The organism is Pseudomonas sp. JZ114 (assembly GCF_051027705.1).
GTDB lineage: Bacteria > Pseudomonadota > Gammaproteobacteria > Pseudomonadales > Pseudomonadaceae > Chryseomonas > Chryseomonas luteola.
Genome location: NZ_CP069256.1, coordinates 1,319,397 through 1,339,399, shown reverse-complemented (window position 1 = coordinate 1,339,399; position 20,003 = coordinate 1,319,397). Strand labels below are relative to the sequence as shown.

Genomic DNA, 20,003 nt, shown 5'->3' with positions numbered 1-20,003 from the left:
CCATGGACAACTTTTCGTGCCCTTGCTCCTTCAGGATTCATCCATGACGACCCTTACCCCGACGCTCGAGCTTGCCTGCGAGCTCATCCGCCGCCCCTCCGTCACACCGGTCGACGAGGGTTGCCAAGCCCTTATGATGACGCGGCTTGAAGCAGCAGGTTTTGCGCTCGAGCCCATGCGTATCGAAAACGTCGATAATTTTTGGGCACGCCGGGGAGGCGAAGGTCCGGTGTTGTGCTTCGCCGGGCATACCGACGTCGTGCCGACCGGGCCGGTCGAGGCCTGGCAACAAGGCCCCTTCGATGCTCAGGTCGATGCAGACGGCATGCTCCTGGGGCGTGGCGCAGCGGACATGAAAGGCAGCCTGGCCAGCATGATCATCGCGGTCGAACGCTTCGTAGCCGATCACCCCAACCATCGAGGCGCCATTGCCTTTCTGATTACCAGTGATGAAGAAGGGCCTGCCCTGCACGGGACACGCGCGGTTGTCGAACGTCTGCGTGCACGCAATGAACGCCTGGACTGGTGCATTGTAGGCGAGCCTTCCAGTACGACGCTTCTAGGCGACGTCGTCAAGAACGGTCGCCGCGGTTCGCTCAACGGCAAGTTGACGATTCGTGGCAAGCAAGGCCACGTGGCCTACCCTCATCTGGCCCGCAACCCCATTCATCTGGCCGCAGCGGCGCTGGCAGAACTTGCCGCTGAGCAGTGGGATGCCGGTAATGACTTTTTCCCGCCCACCACGTTCCAGATCTCCAACCTGAACTCGGGCACAGGCGCAAATAACGTAATCCCGGGCGAACTGAATGCCCTGTTCAACTTCCGCTTTTCGACCGAGTCGACCGAAGAGGGACTCAAGGCGCGCGTTGAGGCTATCCTGAACAAGCATAACCTTGACTGGCACATTGACTGGTCTCTTTCGGGCCTGCCCTTCATCACCGAGCCTGGCGAATTGCTGGACGCTATCGCCTCGAGCATCCAGGCGGTTACCGGTCTTACAACAGAAGCCTCTACCAGCGGCGGGACCTCGGATGGTCGCTTTATTGCCACGCTTGGCACACAGGTGGTTGAAGTCGGGCCTGTTAACGCCACGATTCATCAGGTCAATGAGCGAGTATTGGCTAGTGACCTGGATTTGTTGACCGAGGTGTACTACCAGACTCTGGTAAGGCTGCTGGCATGATATTGATCTGCCCCCTCTGCTCAGCCCAGCTGACCGAGGCACAACAAGGTGTTGTCTGTGAGCAAGGCCACCGTTTTGACCGTGCACGCCAGGGCTATTTGAACCTGCTGCCTGTACAGCACAAGAAAAGCCGTGACCCTGGCGACAATGCCGAGATGGTTGAGGCGCGTCGCCACTTTCTCGATGCTGGCCACTATGCTCCGCTGGCGCAGCGTCTGGCGGAACTGGCACAGGAAAAAGCACCGGCTCGCTGGGTCGATATTGGTTGCGGCGAAGGTTTTTATACCATGCGTCTGGCAGAAGCACTGCCACAGAGCGATGGTTACGCGCTGGACATCTCCCGTGAGGCGGTACGCCGGGCGAGTCGCCGGGCGCCGCAGGTGAACTGGCTGGTTGCCAGCATGGCCCGTATTCCCTTGCCCAACACAAGCTGCCAGCTCCTCACCAGCGTATTCAGTCCGATTGACTGGGCTGAAGCCGTACGCTTGGTGACGCCCGGCGGCGGCGTGCTGCGCCTTGGTCCGGCGCGTGATCATCTGATCGAACTGCGCCAGCGGCTGTACGATGATGTGCGTGATTATGACGAGGCCAAGCACCTGCAGGGCTTACCTTCGGCGCTGACATTGGCCGACAGTGAAACCTTGAATTTTCGCCTCAGCCTGGAAACTCGCGAAGCTCGAGCCGATCTGCTATCCATGACACCCCATGGTTGGCGTGTTAATGCCGAGCGTCGCGAACGCGTACTGGCTGAACCCTTCGAGGTCACCGTTGCCGTACGCTACGATTGGATTACCCGGACCTGAAAGCCCTATCGAGATTAACCATGCGCCAGCCAGACATTGAAATCTACCTCAAGGATGCCGACCAGCCTGCTATTACCGAGTGGCTGAGCCAGGCGCTGGGTACCTGCAGCGAGTGGCGCCAGCAGGGGCAAACCTACAAGTGTACGGTCGACTACCAGGGCACTGTGATTCCAGTAACCTGGCTACCCAAAGCTGTCGGCAAATGGAACAGCCTTTTGCTGGAAAGCGATGCAACCCCCTGGGAAGACGATCTGGCCTGCGCCAAGGCAGCCGCTGCCGCACTGGATATCCAGGTACGGTGCGCCCCAGGGAGCTGGGAAGAGGAACAGGGCGAGGATGATGCCGATCGCTGGATAAAAGTCACCTCAGCCGGCATAGAAGAAATCATCTGGCGAACCTGAAGATTTGCCAGTAATAAAAAAGCCCGTCAGCTCAACTGACGGGCTTTTTTTCAGGATTCAAAGCTTGGAGACGTCTTCGGCCTGTAGACCTTTCTGGCCCTGAATCACAGAAAACTCCACCTTTTGGCCTTCAATCAGCGAGCGATGCCCCTCGCCACGGATGGCGCGGTAATGAACAAACACATCCGGGCCACTCTCACGTTGAATGAATCCATAACCTTTGGCGTCATTGAACCACTTGACGGTTCCGGTCTCACGTTCAGCCATTACCACTCTCCAAGCTTCGCAATTATTATCTGTGCCCTTGCAGGACAGCTCCCCAGCCGATCCGAGTCATCCTCATGGCCTTCCAGGCCAAACAACTGATGCTCGTTTCCGCCGTACCGGCGTATAAAGCAAAAGTTTCCAGGCAATTGCAACAGGTTTTATCACTAAAATGTTTTATGCTCTTTTTTGGTGCTAATTACGTATTAATCGTAACTGAAAGCACAAAATTCGTGCTTTATAACAACAAATTGCGTAATCGAAATGTCAAAAAAAGAGCGCCAATCAAGCAGTGCCTGAGCCTCTTTAGTTTTGCTGACGAGTGTTTCAGTCTGATGATCGTGGGCTTTGCGCCATCGGGCCATTACGGCACACTGCTCGCTTGAATTTCAGGTACATGTCATGAATCGCTCCCCTTTTCGCCGCATGCTATTTGCTGCCTTCAAACGCCTGCTGTACACCTGGGTTCGCTCGCAGACCATCAATCAGTCAGCAGTAACCCTCAAGCTCGACCGCAGCAAGCCGGTGATCTATGTTCTGCAGGAGCATTCGCTAAGCGATCTGGCCGTCCTGGATGCCGAATGCATCAAAAATGGCCTGCCCCGTCCGGTAACACCCGTAACGATTGGGGATGTGGTCGAACCGAATGCCTATATCTATACAACGCCCTCACCTGACTGGCTGGGTCGTCCTACCAGGCGTAACGTTCCACCCTGCCTTACCCGACTGCTTGAAGCTGTTGGCCAAAGCACAGTCGAAGATGCCCAGATCGTACCTGTCAGCGTGTTCTGGGGGCAGTCGCCTGACCGTGAAACAAGCCTTTGGAAACTGCTCTGGACAGATAACTGGGTCATTGCAGGCCGACTACGCAAACTGGCACGCATCGTTGTTCTGGGCCGTATGACACGGGTGTTGTTTTCCGAGCCCATCCATTTGAGCCGGCTTGTCGCCCAGAACAAAGGGCAGGAGCGCACTCAACGCATGGTGCTGCGTATCCTGAGAGTGCACTTTCGCAACCTGAAAACAGCGGTTATCGGCCCCGATATCTCCCACCGGCGCAATCTGGTCAAAAGCCTGATCCAGGCCCCCCAGGTTCGTGAGGCAATCGAACATGAAGCCAGGCATGGGAACACATCTCATGCACAAGCCGAGCAGCAGGCTTTGGAGTATGCCCAGGAAATAGCCTCGGACTTCTCGTATCCGGTAGTACGCTGCCTTGAAGTCATCTTGACCTGGTTCTGGAACAAGCTCTATGAAGGGCTGCGGGTAAATCATATCGAGCGCGTCCAGAATGTGGCGCAGGGCAACGAGATCGTTTATGTGCCCTGCCACCGCAGCCACATGGACTATCTGCTTCTGTCCTACCTGTTATTTCACAATGGACTGACGCCTCCACACATCGCAGCAGGTATCAACCTGAACATGCCCGTCGTGGGAAATATTTTGCGCCGTGGCGGTGCCTTCTTTATGCGCCGTAGCTTCAAGGGCAATGCGCTCTATACCGCTGTCTTCAATGAATACATGCACACCCTGTTTTCCCGGGGCTTCTCGACCGAATACTTTGTAGAAGGCGGTCGCTCGCGAACGGGACGGATGCTGCAGCCACGCACCGGCATGCTGGCCATTACCTTGCGCAGCTTTTTGCGGGACTCCCGTCGTTCGCTGGTATTCGTGCCAGTGTACATTGGCTACGAGCGGGTCTTTGAAGGCCGCACTTACCTGGGCGAGTTACGGGGAGCGGCCAAGAAGAAGGAATCTATCTTTGATGTGTTCAAGGCCGTAGGGGCCTTGCGCAAGCGCTTCGGTCAGGTGTGGGTCAATTTTGGCGAGCCCCTGAGCCTGCCGCAGTTTCTGGACCAGCGCCAGGAAGGCTGGCGTAATCTCTCCTTTGATCATGATGCCCGCCCTGAGTGGTTCAGCACGCTGACTCACTGCCTGGGTGAGGTGGTGGCTCGCAGGATCAACGATGCGGCAGCCATCAACCCCGTTAATCTGGTGGCATTGATCATGCTATCCACCCATCGACAGGCGATGGATGAGCGCGCTTTGGTTGGCGTACTAGACCTTTACCTGGGGCTTTTGCGAAAGGTTCCCTACTCGCCCTCTGCAACCCTGCCCGAGGGTGACGGACAAGCGCAGGTGGACTACGTGAAGAGTCTGAACCTGCTGGCCGAGCAACAGGATGCGCTGGGCCGTATACTCTATCTCGATGAGCAGAATGCCATCCTGATGACCTACTATCGCAACAACATCCTGCACATTTTTGCATTACCGGCATTACTGGCCAGTTTCTTCCAGAACACGCCTCGCATGAGCCGAGAGCAGATTCACCGGTTTACCCTGGCGCTATACCCTTATTTACAAGCCGAACTGTTCATCCGCTGGGACCGCGACGAGCTGCCCGCCATGATTGATCAGTGGCTGGCAGCGCTGGTGGAGTATGACCTGCTTCAGCAAGAGGACGAGACCTTCAAACGCCCGCCTCCCAGCTCACGGCAGTTTGTACGTCTGGCACTGCTGGCCCGCAGCATTCAGCAAACGTTACAGCGTTATTACATGGCCATTGCCCTACTGCTCAACCAGGGCCAGGGTAGACTAACCGCCAGCGAGCTGGAGGAATTGTGTACCGTCATGGCACGGCGACTTTCCATCCTGCATGGACTGAACGCACCGGAATTCTTTGACAAAAGCCTGTTCCGGCATTTTATCGAAACGTTATTGAAAGAAGGCGTGCTGCACAAGAACGCCGAAGGCAAGCTTGGCCACCATGAACTGCTGGGCGAGCTGGCCGAAGAAGCTGGCAAGCGAATGCTGCCTGCCGAAATACGCTTGTCGATTCGACACGTGGCATTGGAACGGCCCGATGAACCCAGCATTCCGCCCTCAGTTCCGATGCCCGATTGACCCATTCAGAAGAGACCTTATGTCATGCGCAAGATTGTTCTGTTAAGTCTGACCAGCCTGTTGCTTACGGCCTGTAGCGGCGGGCTGCGCCCAGTTTTCGAACCTGGCCCTACCCCTACGACTCCCAGCACGAGCAAACCTCCGGTCATCATGCCGCAACCCGGTACGCCTTCACCGGCCAAACGTAGCCTGGAAGGTGATGCCTATTTCGAACAGTCCGAACCCTTGCCGCCTACCGCCAAACTGACTGTCAGTCTGCACAATGCGGCCACGGGCGATACGCCCTCAGGGCGCCTCGCACAACGTACCGTTTTCGTGAAACAGGAAACACCTATCCCTTTCCGCCTGGACTACGATCCGTCGAAGGTCAAGTCTGGTCAGCGCTATGCCATCAGCGCTCGCGTATTGCTGGGTGGCCGCCCGCTGTTCCTGACACCAAAGGCAATACCGGTGCAACTCAATAGCACCAACGACCAGCCGGTTGAAATCAAGCTGACCCCCGTCCGTTGATACAAGGGATATAGATGAAACGTTTCGCGCTTACGCTTGCGGCCTTAACCTTATCGGTCAACGCCTTTGCCTTGAGTCTGTCTGACTTTTCCCAACAAGATTCCGCCAGCGCCATGAAGGACGCACTGACTCAGGGCGCGCAAATCGCGGTTCAACAACTGGGTAAACCGGGAGGATTCACCAACAACCCGGAAGTCCGTATTGAGCTGCCTGGAAAACTGGGCAAAGCATCCGCCCTGCTCAAGCAGTTCGGTATGGGTGCGCAGGTAGAACAGCTGGAAACCAGCATGAACCAGGCTGCCGAAGCCGCTGTGCCGAAGGCGCAGGCACTGCTGATCGATGCGGTCAAACGTATGACGGTTCAGGACGCCAAGGGCATTCTGACCGGCGGGGACAATGCGGCCACGCAGTATCTGGATCGCTCCAGCCGAGACCAGCTTCGCGCTCAATTGATGCCCATCATCAAGCAGGCAACGGACAAGGTAGGCTTGGCTCAGCAATACAACGCCCTGGCTGGCAAAGCTGCTGCCTTCGGCGCGGTGGACGCCAAGAGTGCAAACGTTGAAAGCTACGTCACGGACCAGGCGCTTAATGGGTTATTCACCGTAATCGCTGACCAGGAACGCGCACTCCGGGAAAACCCGGCCGCCGCCGCTACCAACATTGCCAAAAAAGTGTTCAGTACGCTTTGAGGATATAACGGGCCGAGTAATCGAATAACCCGGCCCGATGCCTTACAAAGGCGGCAACGCCCAGTCGATGGGCGTAAGGCCTGACTGCTCCAGAAACTTGTTCGTCCGGCTGAAATGGCCGTTGCCGATAAAGCCTCGATGGGCAGAGAGGGGTGACGGATGGGGTGAGCGCAGGATCAAATGCTTTTGTGTGTCGATCAGCTTTTCCTTGCTCTGTGCGTGAGCACCCCACAGCAGAAAGACCAGATGGTTACGTTGCTCGCTGACCACCTGAATCACACGATCAGTGAAACGCTGCCAGCCGGCATTGGCATGGGAGCCGGCCTTGGCCTGCTCTACCGTCAGCGAGGTGTTGAGCAACAGTACGCCCTGCTCGGCCCAATGCTGTAGATAGCCATGATTAGGAATGGGCAGATTCAGGTCCCGCTTCAATTCCTTGTAAATATTCTGCAAGGATGGCGGTGCAGGGACACCGGGCTGTACGGAGAAGCACAAGCCATGGGCCTGCCCTGGGCCGTGATAGGGATCCTGCCCCAAGATGACGACCTTTACCTGATCCAGCGGCGTACTGTTCAACGCATTGAAGATCAAGGGGCCTGGCGGATAGATCACCTTGCCGGCCGCTTTTTCGCTGCGCAGAAACTCACCCAATTGCTTCATATAAGGAGCATCGAATTCATCACGCAGTGCGGCTTTCCACTGCGGTTCCAGTTTGATGCGGTCGTCGTCCACGTTATGTCCTCATGTCAATCGAGCGCACCGTAGGAAAGGTGATCTGCTCTGTCAACCATTCATCCCATTTCCTGCCAGCAGGTTCCGCCCCATGAATGTGCGAAGCATAGAGCAATGCCCCAAGGTTGCGCACGATACCTCGTTCCAAATGCCCCAATGCATAACGCAACCCATGTGCTATCAGGGTTTGGAGAAGTTGGCATGGTGCTAGCTATACGACCTATGTGCAGGAGCAGCCGGCATGCCGGAACCGCAGCACCACAACTTGGCGAAATAGATGACTAGGGTTCCGGCTTACGAAAGTAAGTGACTGGTCCGAGAGTCATCGACCTCCGACGAGGTTACACGGCGGGACAAAAGCCCGGGAGAAGACGCGCATTGCGCTGCTCTGCTCCTGCTTGCCCACCACTCATCCGGAGGTTCCATGCGTAAATGCTTGCTTGCCACCCTCGCTCTCAGTCTGACTGCATGGGTCAGCCTACCTTCTCTGGCAGCACCTCGCGACGACTTCAAGGTCTGCTGGACTATTTATGCCGGCTGGATGCCATGGGGTGAAGCCAAGACCCAGGGAATCATCGACAAATGGGCCAAGAAGTACGGCATTACGATCGATGTGGTACAGCTCAATGACTATGTCGAATCCATCAATCAATACACCGCCGGCCAGTTCGATGGCTGCGCCATGACTAATATGGACGCCTTGACCATTCCAGCGGCCGGCGGAGTGGATACGACCGCTCTGATCGTCAGTGACTTTTCCAACGGCAACGATGGCATCGTCATGAAGGGCAAGAGTAAAACCGTTGCGGACCTCAAGGACCAGACCGTCAATCTCGTACAGTTTTCCGTTTCCCATTACCTGCTCGCCCGGGCGCTGGAAACAGTCGGCCTAAGCGAGAAGGACCTGTCTACGATCAATACCTCGGATGCTGACATGGTAGCCGCGTTCAACACGCAGGACGTACAGAACGTAGCGACCTGGAATCCATTGCTCGCTGAAATCAAAACTTCGCCAGACACCACAGAAGTATTCAACTCCAGCCAGATTCCCGGCGAGATCATGGACATGATGGTGGTGAATACCGAAACGTTGAAGGAAAACCCCAATCTCGGCAAGGCCCTGACCGGCGCCTGGTATGAAATGACTGCCCTGATGACAGCCGGAACGCCTGAAGGCCAGGCAGCACTCACGGCCATGGCGAATGCATCGGGTACCGACCTTGCGGGTTTCAAGGCGCAGCTGGCCAATACAAGGCTCTTCTATGCCCCTCAGGACTCCCTGAGCTTCGTACTCAGCCCAGAGCTACCAAAGACGATGGAAAAGATTGCCCGGTTCTCCTTTGATCATGGGCTGCTGGGCGAAGGTGCGCCGGATGCGAATGCCATTGGCATGGCATTCGCCGGCGGTGTAACGGTGGGCGACACCAGCAATATGAAGCTGCGCTTCGACCCGACATACGTGCAAATGGCTGCTGACGGCACGCTTTGACTAAGGCCTAGGCCGTCTCTTGGGCCGGCCCATATCCGCTACACAGGTAATCCACCATGCGCCTGATCAATCGCCAGCCTGATCGCGGAAGTCGTCTGCTTCTCATCCTGCTGCCTTTCGCCCTGCTGCTGTTTGCTTACTTCAGCGGCTCGGCTACCCGCCTAGCGGAAAACCCCAACGACAAGCTCCTGCCCAGCGCGACTCAAATGGCCGCAGCGATAGATCGTCTGGCGTTCAAGGAAGACAAGCGCACCGGTGACTATGTGTTCTGGCAGGACACAATGTCCAGCCTCTCCCGCCTGGCTACCGGACTGGTCATCAGTGCTTCGATCGCACTGGTAGTCGGTATCGCCACAGGTGCCATTCCGCTGTTTGGCGCGCCGCTTTCTCCGCTGGTAACCGTACTCTCCATGGTGCCGCCGCTGGCGATCCTCCCTATCCTCTTTATCGTGTTCGGCTTGGGTGAGCTGTCGAAGGTCATGCTGATCGTCATCGGTATTACACCGGTGCTTATTCGCGACATGGAGCAGCGGGTCCGCGAGATTCCACAGGAACTCTTGATCAAGGCACAAACCCTTGGCGCCAACAGCTGGACATTGATTCTGCGTGTGGTACTGCCTCAAGTCCTGCCTCGTCTTCTGATCGCGTTGCGCCTGGCGCTCGGCTCGGCTTGGTTATTTCTGATTGCCGCCGAGGCTATTGCCAGCACTGACGGACTCGGCTACCGCATCTTTCTGGTCCGCCGCTACATGGCGATGGATGTGATCGTGCCGTATGTCGTCTGGATCACGGCGCTGGCCTGGGCCATGGACGTTGGCCTACGACAGCTGACGCGCTGGGCTTTCCCCTGGTACGACACAGGAGCCCGTTCATGATCCAGGTTAAGAATGTCTGGAAGCAGTACGGTGATCAGGTCGTATTGGAACACCTGAACCTGAGCATTCAAGAGGGTGAGTTCTGTGCCCTGGTAGGGGCTTCCGGCTGCGGTAAATCAACCTTTCTACGGATGCTCTTAGGCCAGGAAAGCCCCACCCGCGGGCACATCCTGTTGGATGGACAACCGCTTTGTGTCGAGCCCGATCCCAGCCGTGGAGTAGTCTTTCAGCGCTACTCCGTATTTCCGCATCTTTCCGTGCTGGATAACGTGGTAATCGGCATGGAGCTCCCCCATTCACGTCTTCTGGGTCGCCTGTTCGGCACCGACAAGCGACGCCTTCGCGAGACGGCAGCGGCCATGCTGAACAGGGTCGGTCTGGGCCATGCGCTCGACAAATACCCCAGCCAGCTTTCCGGTGGCATGCAGCAGCGTCTGGCCATCGCCCAGGCGCTGATTGTGAAGCCACGTATTTTGCTGCTGGATGAGCCTTTTGGTGCGCTCGACCCTGGCATCCGCAAGGACATGCATGTGTTGCTGACCGAGCTGTGGAAGGAGCACAAGCTGACCGTCTTCATGGTCACCCATGATCTTTCCGAAGGCTTCACTCTCGCCAGCCGCGTGTTGGTATTCGACAAGATGCGTATCGATCCCCATGCGCCCAACGCCTATGGCGCACGCATTACTTACAACATCCCGGTAAACCGCAGAAAAACCTCCGGCGCCTTGACGTCGGTGGAAACCCTGCTGGGCCAACCCGCCGTCAACTGAGGATCCTGTTATGAACGAAACACGCCCTGTTGCTTCCCTGTTGCTCGAAGAACACGTTCCCGGAGGCGGTCACACCTCGCTCATCGTCAAACGCGGCCAGTTGCTGCGGATCACCGACGAACTGGGCGGCGCCAATGTCAGCCTGATGCTGTTCAACGCGCAGGAGAAGAGCGAACGCCTGAACCTGCCGGATACACTCAAATGCCAGCACACTGCCAAGCTCACCAAAGGGCATTGCCTGTATTCAGACATGGGCCGCGTGCTGGCCGCCATTGTCGAAGATACCTGCGGCTGGCACGACAGCTTTGGTGGCGTGGCAAATGCCGAAGAAGTCACTGAAAAGTACGGCCCCGGCCGATATCAGGAGCTGCGCAACGGCTTTCACCGCAACGGTACTGACAACCTGCTGGTAGAGATGGGCAAGTGGGGGCTGGGGCAGGAAGATTTACTCATGACACTGAACCTGTTCAGCCGGGTGGACGTGGATGCCGAAGGCGTCTTCCACTTCATCGAAAGCAACTCTTCAGCCGGCGACTACATCGAGCTGTATGCACCCATGAATACCTTGGTTGTACTCACCGCCTTGCAGCACCCGCTGGACCCAACACCCAAATACGCACCGAAATCCGTCACGCTGACATTGAAAAGCGCCGACCCAGGCGTGGCCGACGTCTGCCGTACATCCCGTGAAGAGAATATTCGCGGCTTTATCAACACCGAACGCTTCTTTCTGTGAGGACGACTGCCATGACCATGACTGCTAGCGAAAAACGTCCTGAGGACGCTCTCTACCGTGAGGTCATCCCGGCGGGTGCGCCTTACCTGAAAGAGATCAAGGCCGGCCAAACGATTCGCATTCATGACCTCGAAGGCAATCAGGCTGTTGATACCTTGTTCTATAGCGCGACGAACCCGCGCGAGCGCTATGACGCCCAGCGTACGCTGCGTCGACAGGGCAAGGTCTACCTCACCACCGGGACCGTGTTGTATTCCAACCTGGGCAATCCACTCCTGACCATCGTTGCCGACACCTGTGGCCGACACGACACGCTTGGCGGCGCCTGCGCCCAAGAGAGCAACACCGTGCGCTATGCGCTGGAGAAGCGCTACATGCATAGCTGCCGCGATAACTTTCTCTGCGCCTGCCACCATGACGGCAGGTTGGGCAAGCGCGACATCGCTGCCAACATCAACTTTTTCATGAATGTTCCGGTGACGCCTGAAGGCGGGCTGACCTTCGAGGATGGCATCTCCGGCGCGGGAAAGTACGTAGAACTGCGCGCCGAGACGGATGTAATTGTGATGATTTCGAACTGCCCGCAGCTCAACAACCCATGCAACGGCTGGAACCCAACTCCGGCAGAGGTGCTGATATGGGACTGAAACAGCGACTGCGCACCTGGCTGCATACTCTTTGCCAGAGCCGCTCCGGGCAGTGTTTGAATACACGACGCTCTGAGTGCAAAAGGGACTGAGCGACGCCGAAACGACAGGTATCGCCCCGCTATACCCCCTCCAGCTATGCATGACAACGACTTGGCTCCCGGGACGACCCTGGAGCGTGAAATTACGGCGGGACGGCCCGCCTCCCTTTCGAGGGTGCGACATGTTCACCAAACTCCTGATCGCTAACCGTGGTGCCATTGCCTGCCGTATTCTGCGTACTTTGTGCGACCTCCAGGTAAAAGGCGTAGCCGTTTACAGCGAGGCCGATCGCGCCAGCCTGCATGTGAGCCACGCTGACGAGGCCGTAAGCCTGGGTGAAGGCGCAGCCGCGGCTACTTATCTGGATATGCCCAAGCTCCTGGCTATCGCTACATCAACCGGCGTACAGGCTATCCATCCAGGCTATGGTTTTCTTTCCGAAAATGCCGCATTCGCCGAAGCCTGCGAGGCCGCCGGCATCGCCTTCGTTGGCCCCACTCCTGAGCAGCTGCGTGTCTTTGGCCTCAAGCATACGGCCCGCGCGCTGGCCAAGGCTCAAGGCGTACCGATGCTCGAAGGCACAGAGCTTCTGGAGGATCTGGAGGCTGCGTTAAAGGCTGGCGAGACCGTGGGTTATCCGGTCATGTTGAAAAGCACCGCTGGCGGTGGCGGTATCGGCATGCGGGTGTGCCGCTCGGCCAGTGAACTCGCTGAAGCATTCGACGCCGTCAAACGTCTGGGTCAGAACAATTTCAGCGACGCGGGCGTATTCATTGAAAAATACATCCAGCGCGCCCGCCATCTGGAAGTCCAGATTTTTGGCGACGGCCAGGGCGACGTGATTGCCCTAGGTGTCCGCGACTGCTCCGTACAGCGCCGCAACCAGAAAGTGCTGGAAGAGACCCCAGCGCCTAACCTGCCTGACGGCATGGCGGAAGCCCTGTGCGCAGCAGCAATCACGCTGGGCAAGGCGGTCAATTACCGGAGCGCCGGCACCGTCGAGTTCGTGTATGACAGCGAAGCCCAGCACTTCTACTTTTTGGAAGTAAACACACGCCTGCAGGTCGAGCACGGAGTAACCGAACAGGTTTGGGGTGTGGACCTGGTGCGCTGGATGATCGAGCTGGCCGCAGGCGATCTGCCCCCACTGGCCGAACTTGCCAGACATTTAAAGCCACATGGCCATGCCATCCAGGCGCGGCTGTATGCCGAAGATCCAGGCCGCGACTTCCAGCCCAGCCCTGGCCTGCTGACCGCTGTCGAGTTTCCGCCCTCGGAGGGTCGCGCCCTGCGTATCGATACCTGGGTGGAAGCGGGTTGTGAAATCCCGCCCTACTTCGATCCGATGATCGCCAAGGTCATTACCTGGGCCGACTCCCGAGACGCCGCGCGCAGTGCACTGAACCTTGCCTTGCAACGCACCCGCCTCTACGGGGTAGAAAGTAACCGCGACTACCTGCGTCAGATCCTCACCGATACCCCCTTCGCCTCAGGCAACCCCTGGACCCGCTGCCTGGAGAACCTGACTTATCAAGCTACTACCTTTGAGGTCATCAGCGCGGGCACTCAGACGACCGTACAAGATTACCCAGGCCGCCAGGGGTATTGGGCGGTGGGTATTCCGCCGTCAGGCCCCATGGATGATCGCGCCTTGCGCCTGGGCAATCGCCTGCTGGGCAACCCTGAGGGCACTGCAGGGCTCGAGATCACCATGACCGGGCCGACCTTGCGCTTCAACACGTCTGCGGTGGTAGCCGTGACAGGGGCAGCACTGCCTGTACAGCTTGATGGCGTGTCGCAACCCATGAATACCACGCTGTTCATCCCCGCCGGGGCAACCTTGACGCTGGGAACGGTCAGCGGTGCCGGCGCGCGAAGTTATCTCTGCCTGAGAGGCGGCCTGGATCTACCAGATTACCTCGGCAGCAAGAGCACCTTTACTCTTGGTCAGTTCGGCGGGCATGGCGGTCGTGCCTTGCGGGCAGGCGATGTGCTGCACCTGTACCCGTCGCAGGACCATCATGCAGGTGCCAACCTTTCGCCCGAATTGTGCACCTCGCTGACGGATACCCGCACCCTGCGCGTGATCTACGGTCCGCACGGCGCGCCGGAATATTTCAGCGAGGCCTACATCCAGCGCTTCCTCGATACCGAGTGGGAGGTACATTTCAACTCCAGTCGTACCGGCGTACGGCTGATCGGGCCAAAACCGGAGTGGGCACGGGAAGATGGCGGCGAGGCCGGTCTGCATCCCTCCAATATTCACGATAATCCATACGCCATCGGTGCCGTTGACTTTACGGGCGACATGCCTGTCATCCTCGGGCCAGACGGCCCAAGCCTGGGCGGTTTCGTTTGCCCGGTCACAATTATCGAGGCAGACCTGTGGCAGATGGGTCAGCTCAAGGCCGGTGACAGGGTACGCTTTGTGCCGGTCGGCATCGAGACGGCACGTCTACTGGCCAAGGCGCGTCATGTCGAGACTGAAACGCTGATACCAAACGTTGATTATGACGTGTTGCCGTTGACCGGCACTGACTCTAAGCTGATCAGCCCCATCGTATTGGACATCGGCCACGACGACGAGCGTCTGGTAGCGCGGCTCTCTGGTGATACCCATTTGCTTCTAGAGATCGGGCCGGCTGAGCTGGATCTGGTCCTGCGCTTCCGAGGACATGCGCTGATGCAGTCCCTAGAAGCCCTCGACCTACCGGGTATCATCGACCTCACACCCGGCATCCGTTCGCTACAGATTCACTATCGCCCCGAGCAGTTGTCACTCAATGACCTGCTGATCCTGGTCGAGCGAACCTGGCGGGAATTACGCAACGCCAACGATCTGCGCGTACCCTCTCGTATCGTCCATATTCCGCTTTCCTGGGACGACCCGGCGTGCAAACTGGCGATCGAAAAATACGCAACGACTGTCCGCAAGGACGCCCCCTGGTGCCCGAGCAATCTGGAATTCATCCGCCGCATTAATGACCTCGACTCCATTGAAGCGGTGAAGCGAATCGTCTTTGACGCCAGCTACCTTGTGATGGGTCTGGGAGACGTCTACCTCGGCGCCCCGGTAGCCACACCGCTGGACCCTCGCCATCGTCTGGTAACAACCAAGTACAACCCGGCCCGTACCTGGACGGCGGAAAATTCTGTCGGCATCGGCGGCGCTTACCTGTGCGTGTATGGCATGGAAGGCCCGGGGGGCTACCAGTTCGTGGGCCGCACGCTGCAAATGTGGAACCGTTACAAGCAGGTCGATGCCTTCTGCGGCCAGCCTTATCTGCTGCGCTTCTTCGACCAGATTCGCTTTCATGAGGTGTCAGCAGAAGAACTGCTCACGATACGCGCCGACTTTCCGCTGGGTCGTTATCCCTTGCAGATCGAAGAGACCGAGCTGTCCCTGGCGGACTATCAGGCATTTCTTGCCAAAGAGGCGGACTCTATTCAAACCTTCCGCACCCACCAGCAGGCAGCCTTCAATGCCGAGCGCCAGCGCTGGCTCGAGTCCGGTCAGGCGCACTTCGAAAGCGAAGACGTCACGCCAGAGCCCGATGAGGATGCCCCCTTGACTGCCGGGCAGACCGCTGTGGAAAGCCATATTGCCGGCAATCTCTGGCAGGTACAGGTGGAACCGGGCACAGAGGTCAAAGCCGGCGATGTGCTGGTGATTCTGGAATCCATGAAAATGGAGATTCCGCTCTTCTCGCCTTGCGATGGACTCGTAAAGGACGTTCGCGTGCAGCCCGGCTCTCCTGTACGCGCCGGGCAAAGAATGATGGTAATCGAGCACGCCTGATCCAACTTAACCAGAGGCGGGTCGAGCAAGGCGATACCCGGCTCAGAACGCTATTGCTGGGTATTGCCAATGGCTTTATCCAGACTACCAGGGACTATTTTATGACTGACCTGCGCCTCGATACCCTCCGCGCCGCCTATCGTGAAGGCCGCACCACGCCACGCACGCTTATTATCGAACTTCGCAACAAGGCCGAGCAGTTGAATCCCGACTTTCACCTGTTCATCCATCTGCTCTCCCTGGCGGAGCTGGAACCCTATCTGGCGGCACTGGAAAGCAGGTCCCCCGCGGACCTTCCGCTGTATGGCGTCCCCTTTGCCATCAAGGACAACATCGATCTGGCGGGCATTCCTACCACAGCCGCCTGCCCAGCCTTTGCCTATACACCGGAGCGCTCGGCCACCGTTGTTGAGCAGCTGATCGCCCTGGGTGCGATTCCCCTGGGCAAGGCCAATCTGGATCAGTTTGCCACCGGCCTCAACGGTACACGTTCGCCCTATGGTGCCTGCCGCAACAGTATTCATCCAGACTACCCTTCCGGCGGTTCCAGCGCGGGGTCATCCCTAGCCGTAGCGCTGGGCGTGGCTACCTTTGCACTGGGTACCGATACGGCCGGCTCGGGTCGAGTACCTGCTGCGCTGAACAACCTGGTCGGTCTCAAGGCCACCAAAGGGCTGATCTCGACGGCGGGTGTCGTTCCGGCATGCCGTACATTGGATTGCGTCACCTATTTCACCGCCACAGCCAAGGAGGCCAGCGAACTGCTTGCCCTGACCGCTGTATACGATCCACGCGACGCGTACAGTCGCGCCAATCCGCTCTGGAACGATGCCTCGGCCTTCGGTACTCCGCGCCCGTTCCGCTTTGGTGTACCCAGGCAGCTCGAATTTCTCGGCTGTCCGGAAAGTCCCGCGCTGTTCGAGCACACGGTAAGACAGCTGGAAGCGCTCGGGGGCGAGGCAGTCGAACTGGATTTCGCCCCGTTCCTCGAAGCGGCCAAGCTGCTCTACGAAGGTCCGTGGGTAGCCGAGCGCTACAGCGTGGCGGGTGAGCTGATCGAAGAACAACCGGACGCGGTACTGCCCGTCATCAAGGCAGTACTGGCCAAGGCGCCCGGCACGACGGCCGTAGACGCCTTCCGGGCGCAGTACCGCCTGCAAGCACTCAAGGCTGTCTGTGACCAGGCGCTGGCCGAGCTGGATTGCGTACTGACGCCTGCCTACCCCCGCCCCGTCACTCTGGATGAATTGCAGGCCGAGCCTGTCGCCCGTAACTCCGATCTGGGTTACTACACCAACTTCATGAACATGCTGGATTATGCCGCCGTGGCGGTGCCGGCCGGCTTTATGCAAAACGGCCTGCCGTGGGGCGTGACGCTGTTCGGACGCGCCTTCACCGATCAGTACCTCTTGAGCCTGGCCGATGCCTTCCAGCGTGTGCAGCAATTACCTCTGGTAAACGGTGCACAGATGGACGCCCCTGCCTCTACTACAGTCACGCGCCATGATCATGCTCGTGTGGTCGTCTGCGGTGCGCATCTGGAGGGATTGCCGCTCAACTGGCAACTCGTGAAGCGGGGCGGCAAACTGGTTTCACGTACAGAAAGCAGTCCCGACTACAAACTGTACGCATTGGCCGGTGGACCGCCCTTCCGCCCGGGCATGGTTCGTGTAGCCGAAGGTGGTCGAGCCATTGCCGTGGAAATCTGGGAACTGCCCAGCCGCGAGCTAGGCTCATTTTTGACAGCTATTCCTGCTCCGCTCGGCCTAGGCAAGGTTCAGCTGGCTGATGGCAGTTGGGAAACCGGGTTTATCTGTGAGCCCTATGGGTTGGAAGGCGCCAAGGACATCACCCACTTCGGTGGCTGGCGGGCTTATATGGCCAGCCAGCGATAGGAGGGGCTTGCTAATCGCCTGCCGGGGCTTACCACCGTCTCGGTGGTGGCCCCCAGTACGGTCTCGGTCCATGACGCCAATAGCCTGGGCCGGGACCGGGGCCCCAACCAGAGCGAAACCGCGGCGGAGGCGGTGGTGGGCCATAATAGAAATTCGAGCGCCAACGTGTCACGGGCCGGTCATAGATAATGACGGAAGGCGGCGGCCCAACAGGAACAGCCGGTGTCACATAAACGGGGGTATATGAACGGTAGTAGGTCGTGGTGGTATGACGGTAAGGGTTATCGTCGTAGACCACACACCCGCTTAACGGTAGAGCAAACGCTAACGCCAAGAATAGACGCCGCAAAACAGTATCCTCCACGCCCTAAAAAACGGTGCGTAATGGCATATTACCGCTCTGCGAAACCCTGTCCTTTGGAATCACCCAGGCATTCAGCTGGCATTAAGCAACTTAACCAGATATTTCATCTTACGATATCTGCTCAAGGTAGTCGCGCAGCCGTGTTTGCAGATAAGGTACTGCGTCCGGCAAGGACAGGAACTCCGCTATTGGCATCATCTGCCAATACTGGCCTTCATCACCGAAGCGTATGGATTCGATCTCTTCAGCGGTTAGTTCGCCGACGAAGAAATAGGCGTCAAGAGGCTTACGGGTATAACTCCTGTAGCGCCTTTCCCAAATGATCCGATCTTTGGTCAGCTGCAGGGAAAACTCCTCATCCAACTCTCGCAACGCGCACTCGACTGGACTTTCATTCCCTTCTCGACCACCGCCAGCAAAATCCCAGCAGCCCGGGAAGGGAATCGAGTCCTTCTCGTCTCGCTTGTAGGTCAGGAGTTGATCACCACACAATAAGGCAAGTTTAGCCCCGGAAAAGTCATTCACTACCGCTCTCCTGTTGGCAGACTCTTTTTCAGACCCACCCTACCAATTTATCCATGTTGTGATCGAATTGCGGTGAGCGCATAGGCGGTTGTACGGATAAGAGGGGCGACATGACGGGTATCGCTGCGCTCCCCCCTCCTACGTCCAAGCCGGTCTTTTCTAGAGTAGGGTGGAGCAACGCGGTACCCATCATAACGCTAAAGGGCGTTTATCAATAACCGTGGCGCTTCAGTATCGTGTCGATGCCGTCCTTTGCAGGGCGGTTGTAAAACTTCAACAGCTCGGCAGTGCGGTTGGTAAAGAAGCCATCTACGCCCGCATCGCTGATTTTCTTGAAGTCCACAGCCTCATCCACCGTGTATGGATGCACAATCAGCCCTTTTTCGTGAGCCATCTGATTCATCCAGGGCTTCACCAGATCCGCATAACTCTGATCACCGCCATTTGTCAGTGCCGAGGAAGGCCCTATTCCCAGTGCGCCATGCGCTTTCGCCCAATTCAGCCAGCGTTCGTACTCAGCCTTGGATTTGACCTCCTGCTTGGCATAATAGGCGGCCTTATCCTTTTCGCCCGAGTCGGCAAAGCTCACATTCGACTTGGGCTCGATACTGCCATCGCCCAGCCATAGCAGAAGCACTTTGGGCACCTGCGGCATTTCCTGCTGCAACAGTTCCATACTGCTCTTTTCGAACGTCTGCAGGACTACGCGACCTGGCATCGAGGCCACATGCACCTGCGGGGTATCCGATGTTTTTGCCGCAGGCTTGCCTAGCCAACCACGTGCCTGGAGCTTGTCCTTCAGGTCTTTTTCGATACCTGGGAACAGTTTGGGCTGCTTTGTCTCGATATATAGGCCCGGCTTGTTCTGGCCACCCTCGGCGATATCGATCACCTCGTCCAGGGTCAGAATTTTCTGGCCAGCAAAGCTGGGCCGCGCACGGTCCGGGTGAGCCGTATTGAACCAGGTTCCGGCATCCAGGCTTTTAAGTTCCTCCAGCGTAAAGCTACTGACAGGTTGATCCGCCCGGTCCGGAAAGCGCTGCGCAACGTTAGTGGTGCGCTTGAGGTTGTCGTCATGCAGGGCGATCAGGACGCCATCACGGGTACGCTGCAGGTCCAGTTCCAGATAGTCGGCGCCCAAGTCACGGGCCAGCATATACGCGGGCGCGGTGGACTCTGGTGCATCATAGGACGCCCCCCGGTGTGCAATCACGGCCGGATACGGAATGCCCGCCTTCTCGCTCAGCGCCTTGCCTGCCGGCTCGCTCGCGGCACCAGCCGACTGCCCCATCATCCCCATGGCCGCCATTAGCGCTCCTGCCAATAATCCCTTGCATAAACCTCTATCCATCGGTGTCTCCCGTTGTTGTGA

At 57.9% G+C, this 20,003-nt stretch carries 18 protein-coding genes and 1 riboswitch; of the genes, 14 read left to right on the top strand and 4 right to left on the bottom strand.

Translation table 11 applies throughout. The features are described 5' to 3' along the window. Positions 1-43: 43 nt before the first annotated feature. Genes dapE through JQR90_RS06240 form a run of 3 tightly spaced genes read left to right on the top strand, consistent with a single transcriptional unit; the run spans position 44 to position 2,387 of the window. Entirely contained in the window at positions 44-1,183 is a 1,140-nt protein-coding gene (gene dapE, locus JQR90_RS06250) for a succinyl-diaminopimelate desuccinylase (protein ID WP_074827635.1), read from the top strand. Beyond that, the gene (locus tag JQR90_RS06245) at positions 1,183-1,986 is read left to right on the top strand and encodes a putative RNA methyltransferase (RefSeq protein WP_434140774.1); all 804 of its coding nucleotides are present in this window, start codon (positions 1,183-1,185) and stop codon (positions 1,984-1,986) included. The genes dapE and JQR90_RS06245 overlap by 1 nt, the downstream gene beginning before the upstream one ends. A gap of 20 nt (positions 1,987-2,006) precedes the next feature. After that, positions 2,007-2,387 carry a hypothetical protein gene (locus JQR90_RS06240; protein ID WP_019366583.1) on the top strand — a complete coding sequence of 127 codons (381 nt, stop codon included), beginning with the start codon at positions 2,007-2,009 and terminating at the stop codon, positions 2,385-2,387. Positions 2,388-2,444: 57 nt separating this feature from the next. On the opposite strand, the gene JQR90_RS06235 is transcribed toward JQR90_RS06240, so the two are convergent. Next, positions 2,445-2,654 carry a cold-shock protein gene (locus tag JQR90_RS06235; RefSeq protein ID WP_010797575.1) on the bottom strand — a complete coding sequence of 70 codons (210 nt, stop codon included), beginning with the start codon at positions 2,652-2,654 and terminating at the stop codon, positions 2,445-2,447. Positions 2,655-2,728: 74 nt separating this feature from the next. Here JQR90_RS06235 and JQR90_RS06230 point away from each other — a divergent pair, with 74 nt between their 5' ends. Genes JQR90_RS06230 through JQR90_RS06215 form a run of 4 tightly spaced genes read left to right on the top strand, consistent with a single transcriptional unit; the run spans position 2,729 to position 6,757 of the window. Further along, entirely contained in the window at positions 2,729-3,037 is a 309-nt protein-coding gene (locus tag JQR90_RS06230; protein WP_434140649.1) for a hypothetical protein, read from the top strand. 16 nt (positions 3,038-3,053) lie between these two features. Further along, entirely contained in the window at positions 3,054-5,555 is a 2,502-nt protein-coding gene (gene plsB / locus JQR90_RS06225; RefSeq protein ID WP_434140648.1) for a glycerol-3-phosphate 1-O-acyltransferase PlsB, read from the top strand. A gap of 24 nt (positions 5,556-5,579) precedes the next feature. Beyond that, entirely contained in the window at positions 5,580-6,065 is a 486-nt protein-coding gene (locus tag JQR90_RS06220) for a YbaY family lipoprotein (RefSeq protein WP_010797572.1), read from the top strand. A gap of 14 nt (positions 6,066-6,079) precedes the next feature. After that, positions 6,080-6,757 carry a DUF4197 domain-containing protein gene (locus JQR90_RS06215; protein WP_010797571.1) on the top strand — a complete coding sequence of 226 codons (678 nt, stop codon included), beginning with the start codon at positions 6,080-6,082 and terminating at the stop codon, positions 6,755-6,757. Positions 6,758-6,799: 42 nt separating this feature from the next. Here the strand turns inward: JQR90_RS06215 and ung are convergent, their stop codons facing one another. Further along, positions 6,800-7,489, bottom strand: coding sequence for a uracil-DNA glycosylase (gene ung, locus JQR90_RS06210; protein ID WP_010797570.1), 690 nt, complete (start codon positions 7,487-7,489; stop codon positions 6,800-6,802). 270 nt (positions 7,490-7,759) lie between these two features. Continuing rightward, positions 7,760-7,859: riboswitch (guanidine-I (ykkC/yxkD leader) on the top strand. A gap of 54 nt (positions 7,860-7,913) precedes the next feature. Here ung and JQR90_RS06205 point away from each other — a divergent pair. The 7 genes from JQR90_RS06205 (at position 7,914) to atzF (ending at position 17,742) form a co-directional block, all read left to right on the top strand. After that, a complete protein-coding gene (locus JQR90_RS06205; protein ID WP_122043146.1) occupies positions 7,914-8,978 on the top strand; it encodes a putative urea ABC transporter substrate-binding protein in 1,065 nt (354 codons plus the stop codon). 56 nt (positions 8,979-9,034) lie between these two features. Then, entirely contained in the window at positions 9,035-9,853 is an 819-nt protein-coding gene (locus tag JQR90_RS06200) for an ABC transporter permease (protein WP_010797568.1), read from the top strand. Continuing rightward, positions 9,850-10,623 carry an ABC transporter ATP-binding protein gene (locus JQR90_RS06195; RefSeq protein WP_010797567.1) on the top strand — a complete coding sequence of 258 codons (774 nt, stop codon included), beginning with the start codon at positions 9,850-9,852 and terminating at the stop codon, positions 10,621-10,623. Before JQR90_RS06200 ends, JQR90_RS06195 begins: the two co-directional genes overlap by 4 nt. 10 nt (positions 10,624-10,633) lie before the next feature. Then, the gene (locus tag JQR90_RS06190; protein ID WP_010797566.1) at positions 10,634-11,359 is read left to right on the top strand and encodes an urea amidolyase associated protein UAAP1; all 726 of its coding nucleotides are present in this window, start codon (positions 10,634-10,636) and stop codon (positions 11,357-11,359) included. 11 nt (positions 11,360-11,370) lie between these two features. Beyond that, entirely contained in the window at positions 11,371-12,006 is a 636-nt protein-coding gene (locus JQR90_RS06185; protein WP_010797565.1) for an urea amidolyase associated protein UAAP2, read from the top strand. A 223-nt stretch (positions 12,007-12,229) separates the two neighbouring features. Then, a complete protein-coding gene (uca, locus tag JQR90_RS06180; protein ID WP_434140647.1) occupies positions 12,230-15,847 on the top strand; it encodes an urea carboxylase in 3,618 nt (1,205 codons plus the stop codon). A gap of 101 nt (positions 15,848-15,948) precedes the next feature. Continuing rightward, positions 15,949-17,742 (top strand): allophanate hydrolase, encoded by a 1,794-nt coding sequence (atzF, locus tag JQR90_RS06175; RefSeq protein ID WP_010797563.1) that lies wholly within the window; start codon positions 15,949-15,951, stop codon positions 17,740-17,742. Positions 17,743-18,214: 472 nt separating this feature from the next. On the opposite strand, the gene JQR90_RS06170 is transcribed toward atzF, so the two are convergent. After that, the gene (locus tag JQR90_RS06170) at positions 18,215-18,631 is read right to left on the bottom strand and encodes an NUDIX hydrolase (protein ID WP_010797561.1); all 417 of its coding nucleotides are present in this window, start codon (positions 18,629-18,631) and stop codon (positions 18,215-18,217) included. 211 nt (positions 18,632-18,842) lie between these two features. Beyond that, positions 18,843-19,982 carry a glycerophosphodiester phosphodiesterase gene (locus JQR90_RS06165; RefSeq protein WP_434140646.1) on the bottom strand — a complete coding sequence of 380 codons (1,140 nt, stop codon included), beginning with the start codon at positions 19,980-19,982 and terminating at the stop codon, positions 18,843-18,845. Positions 19,983-20,003: the final 21 nt, after the last annotated feature.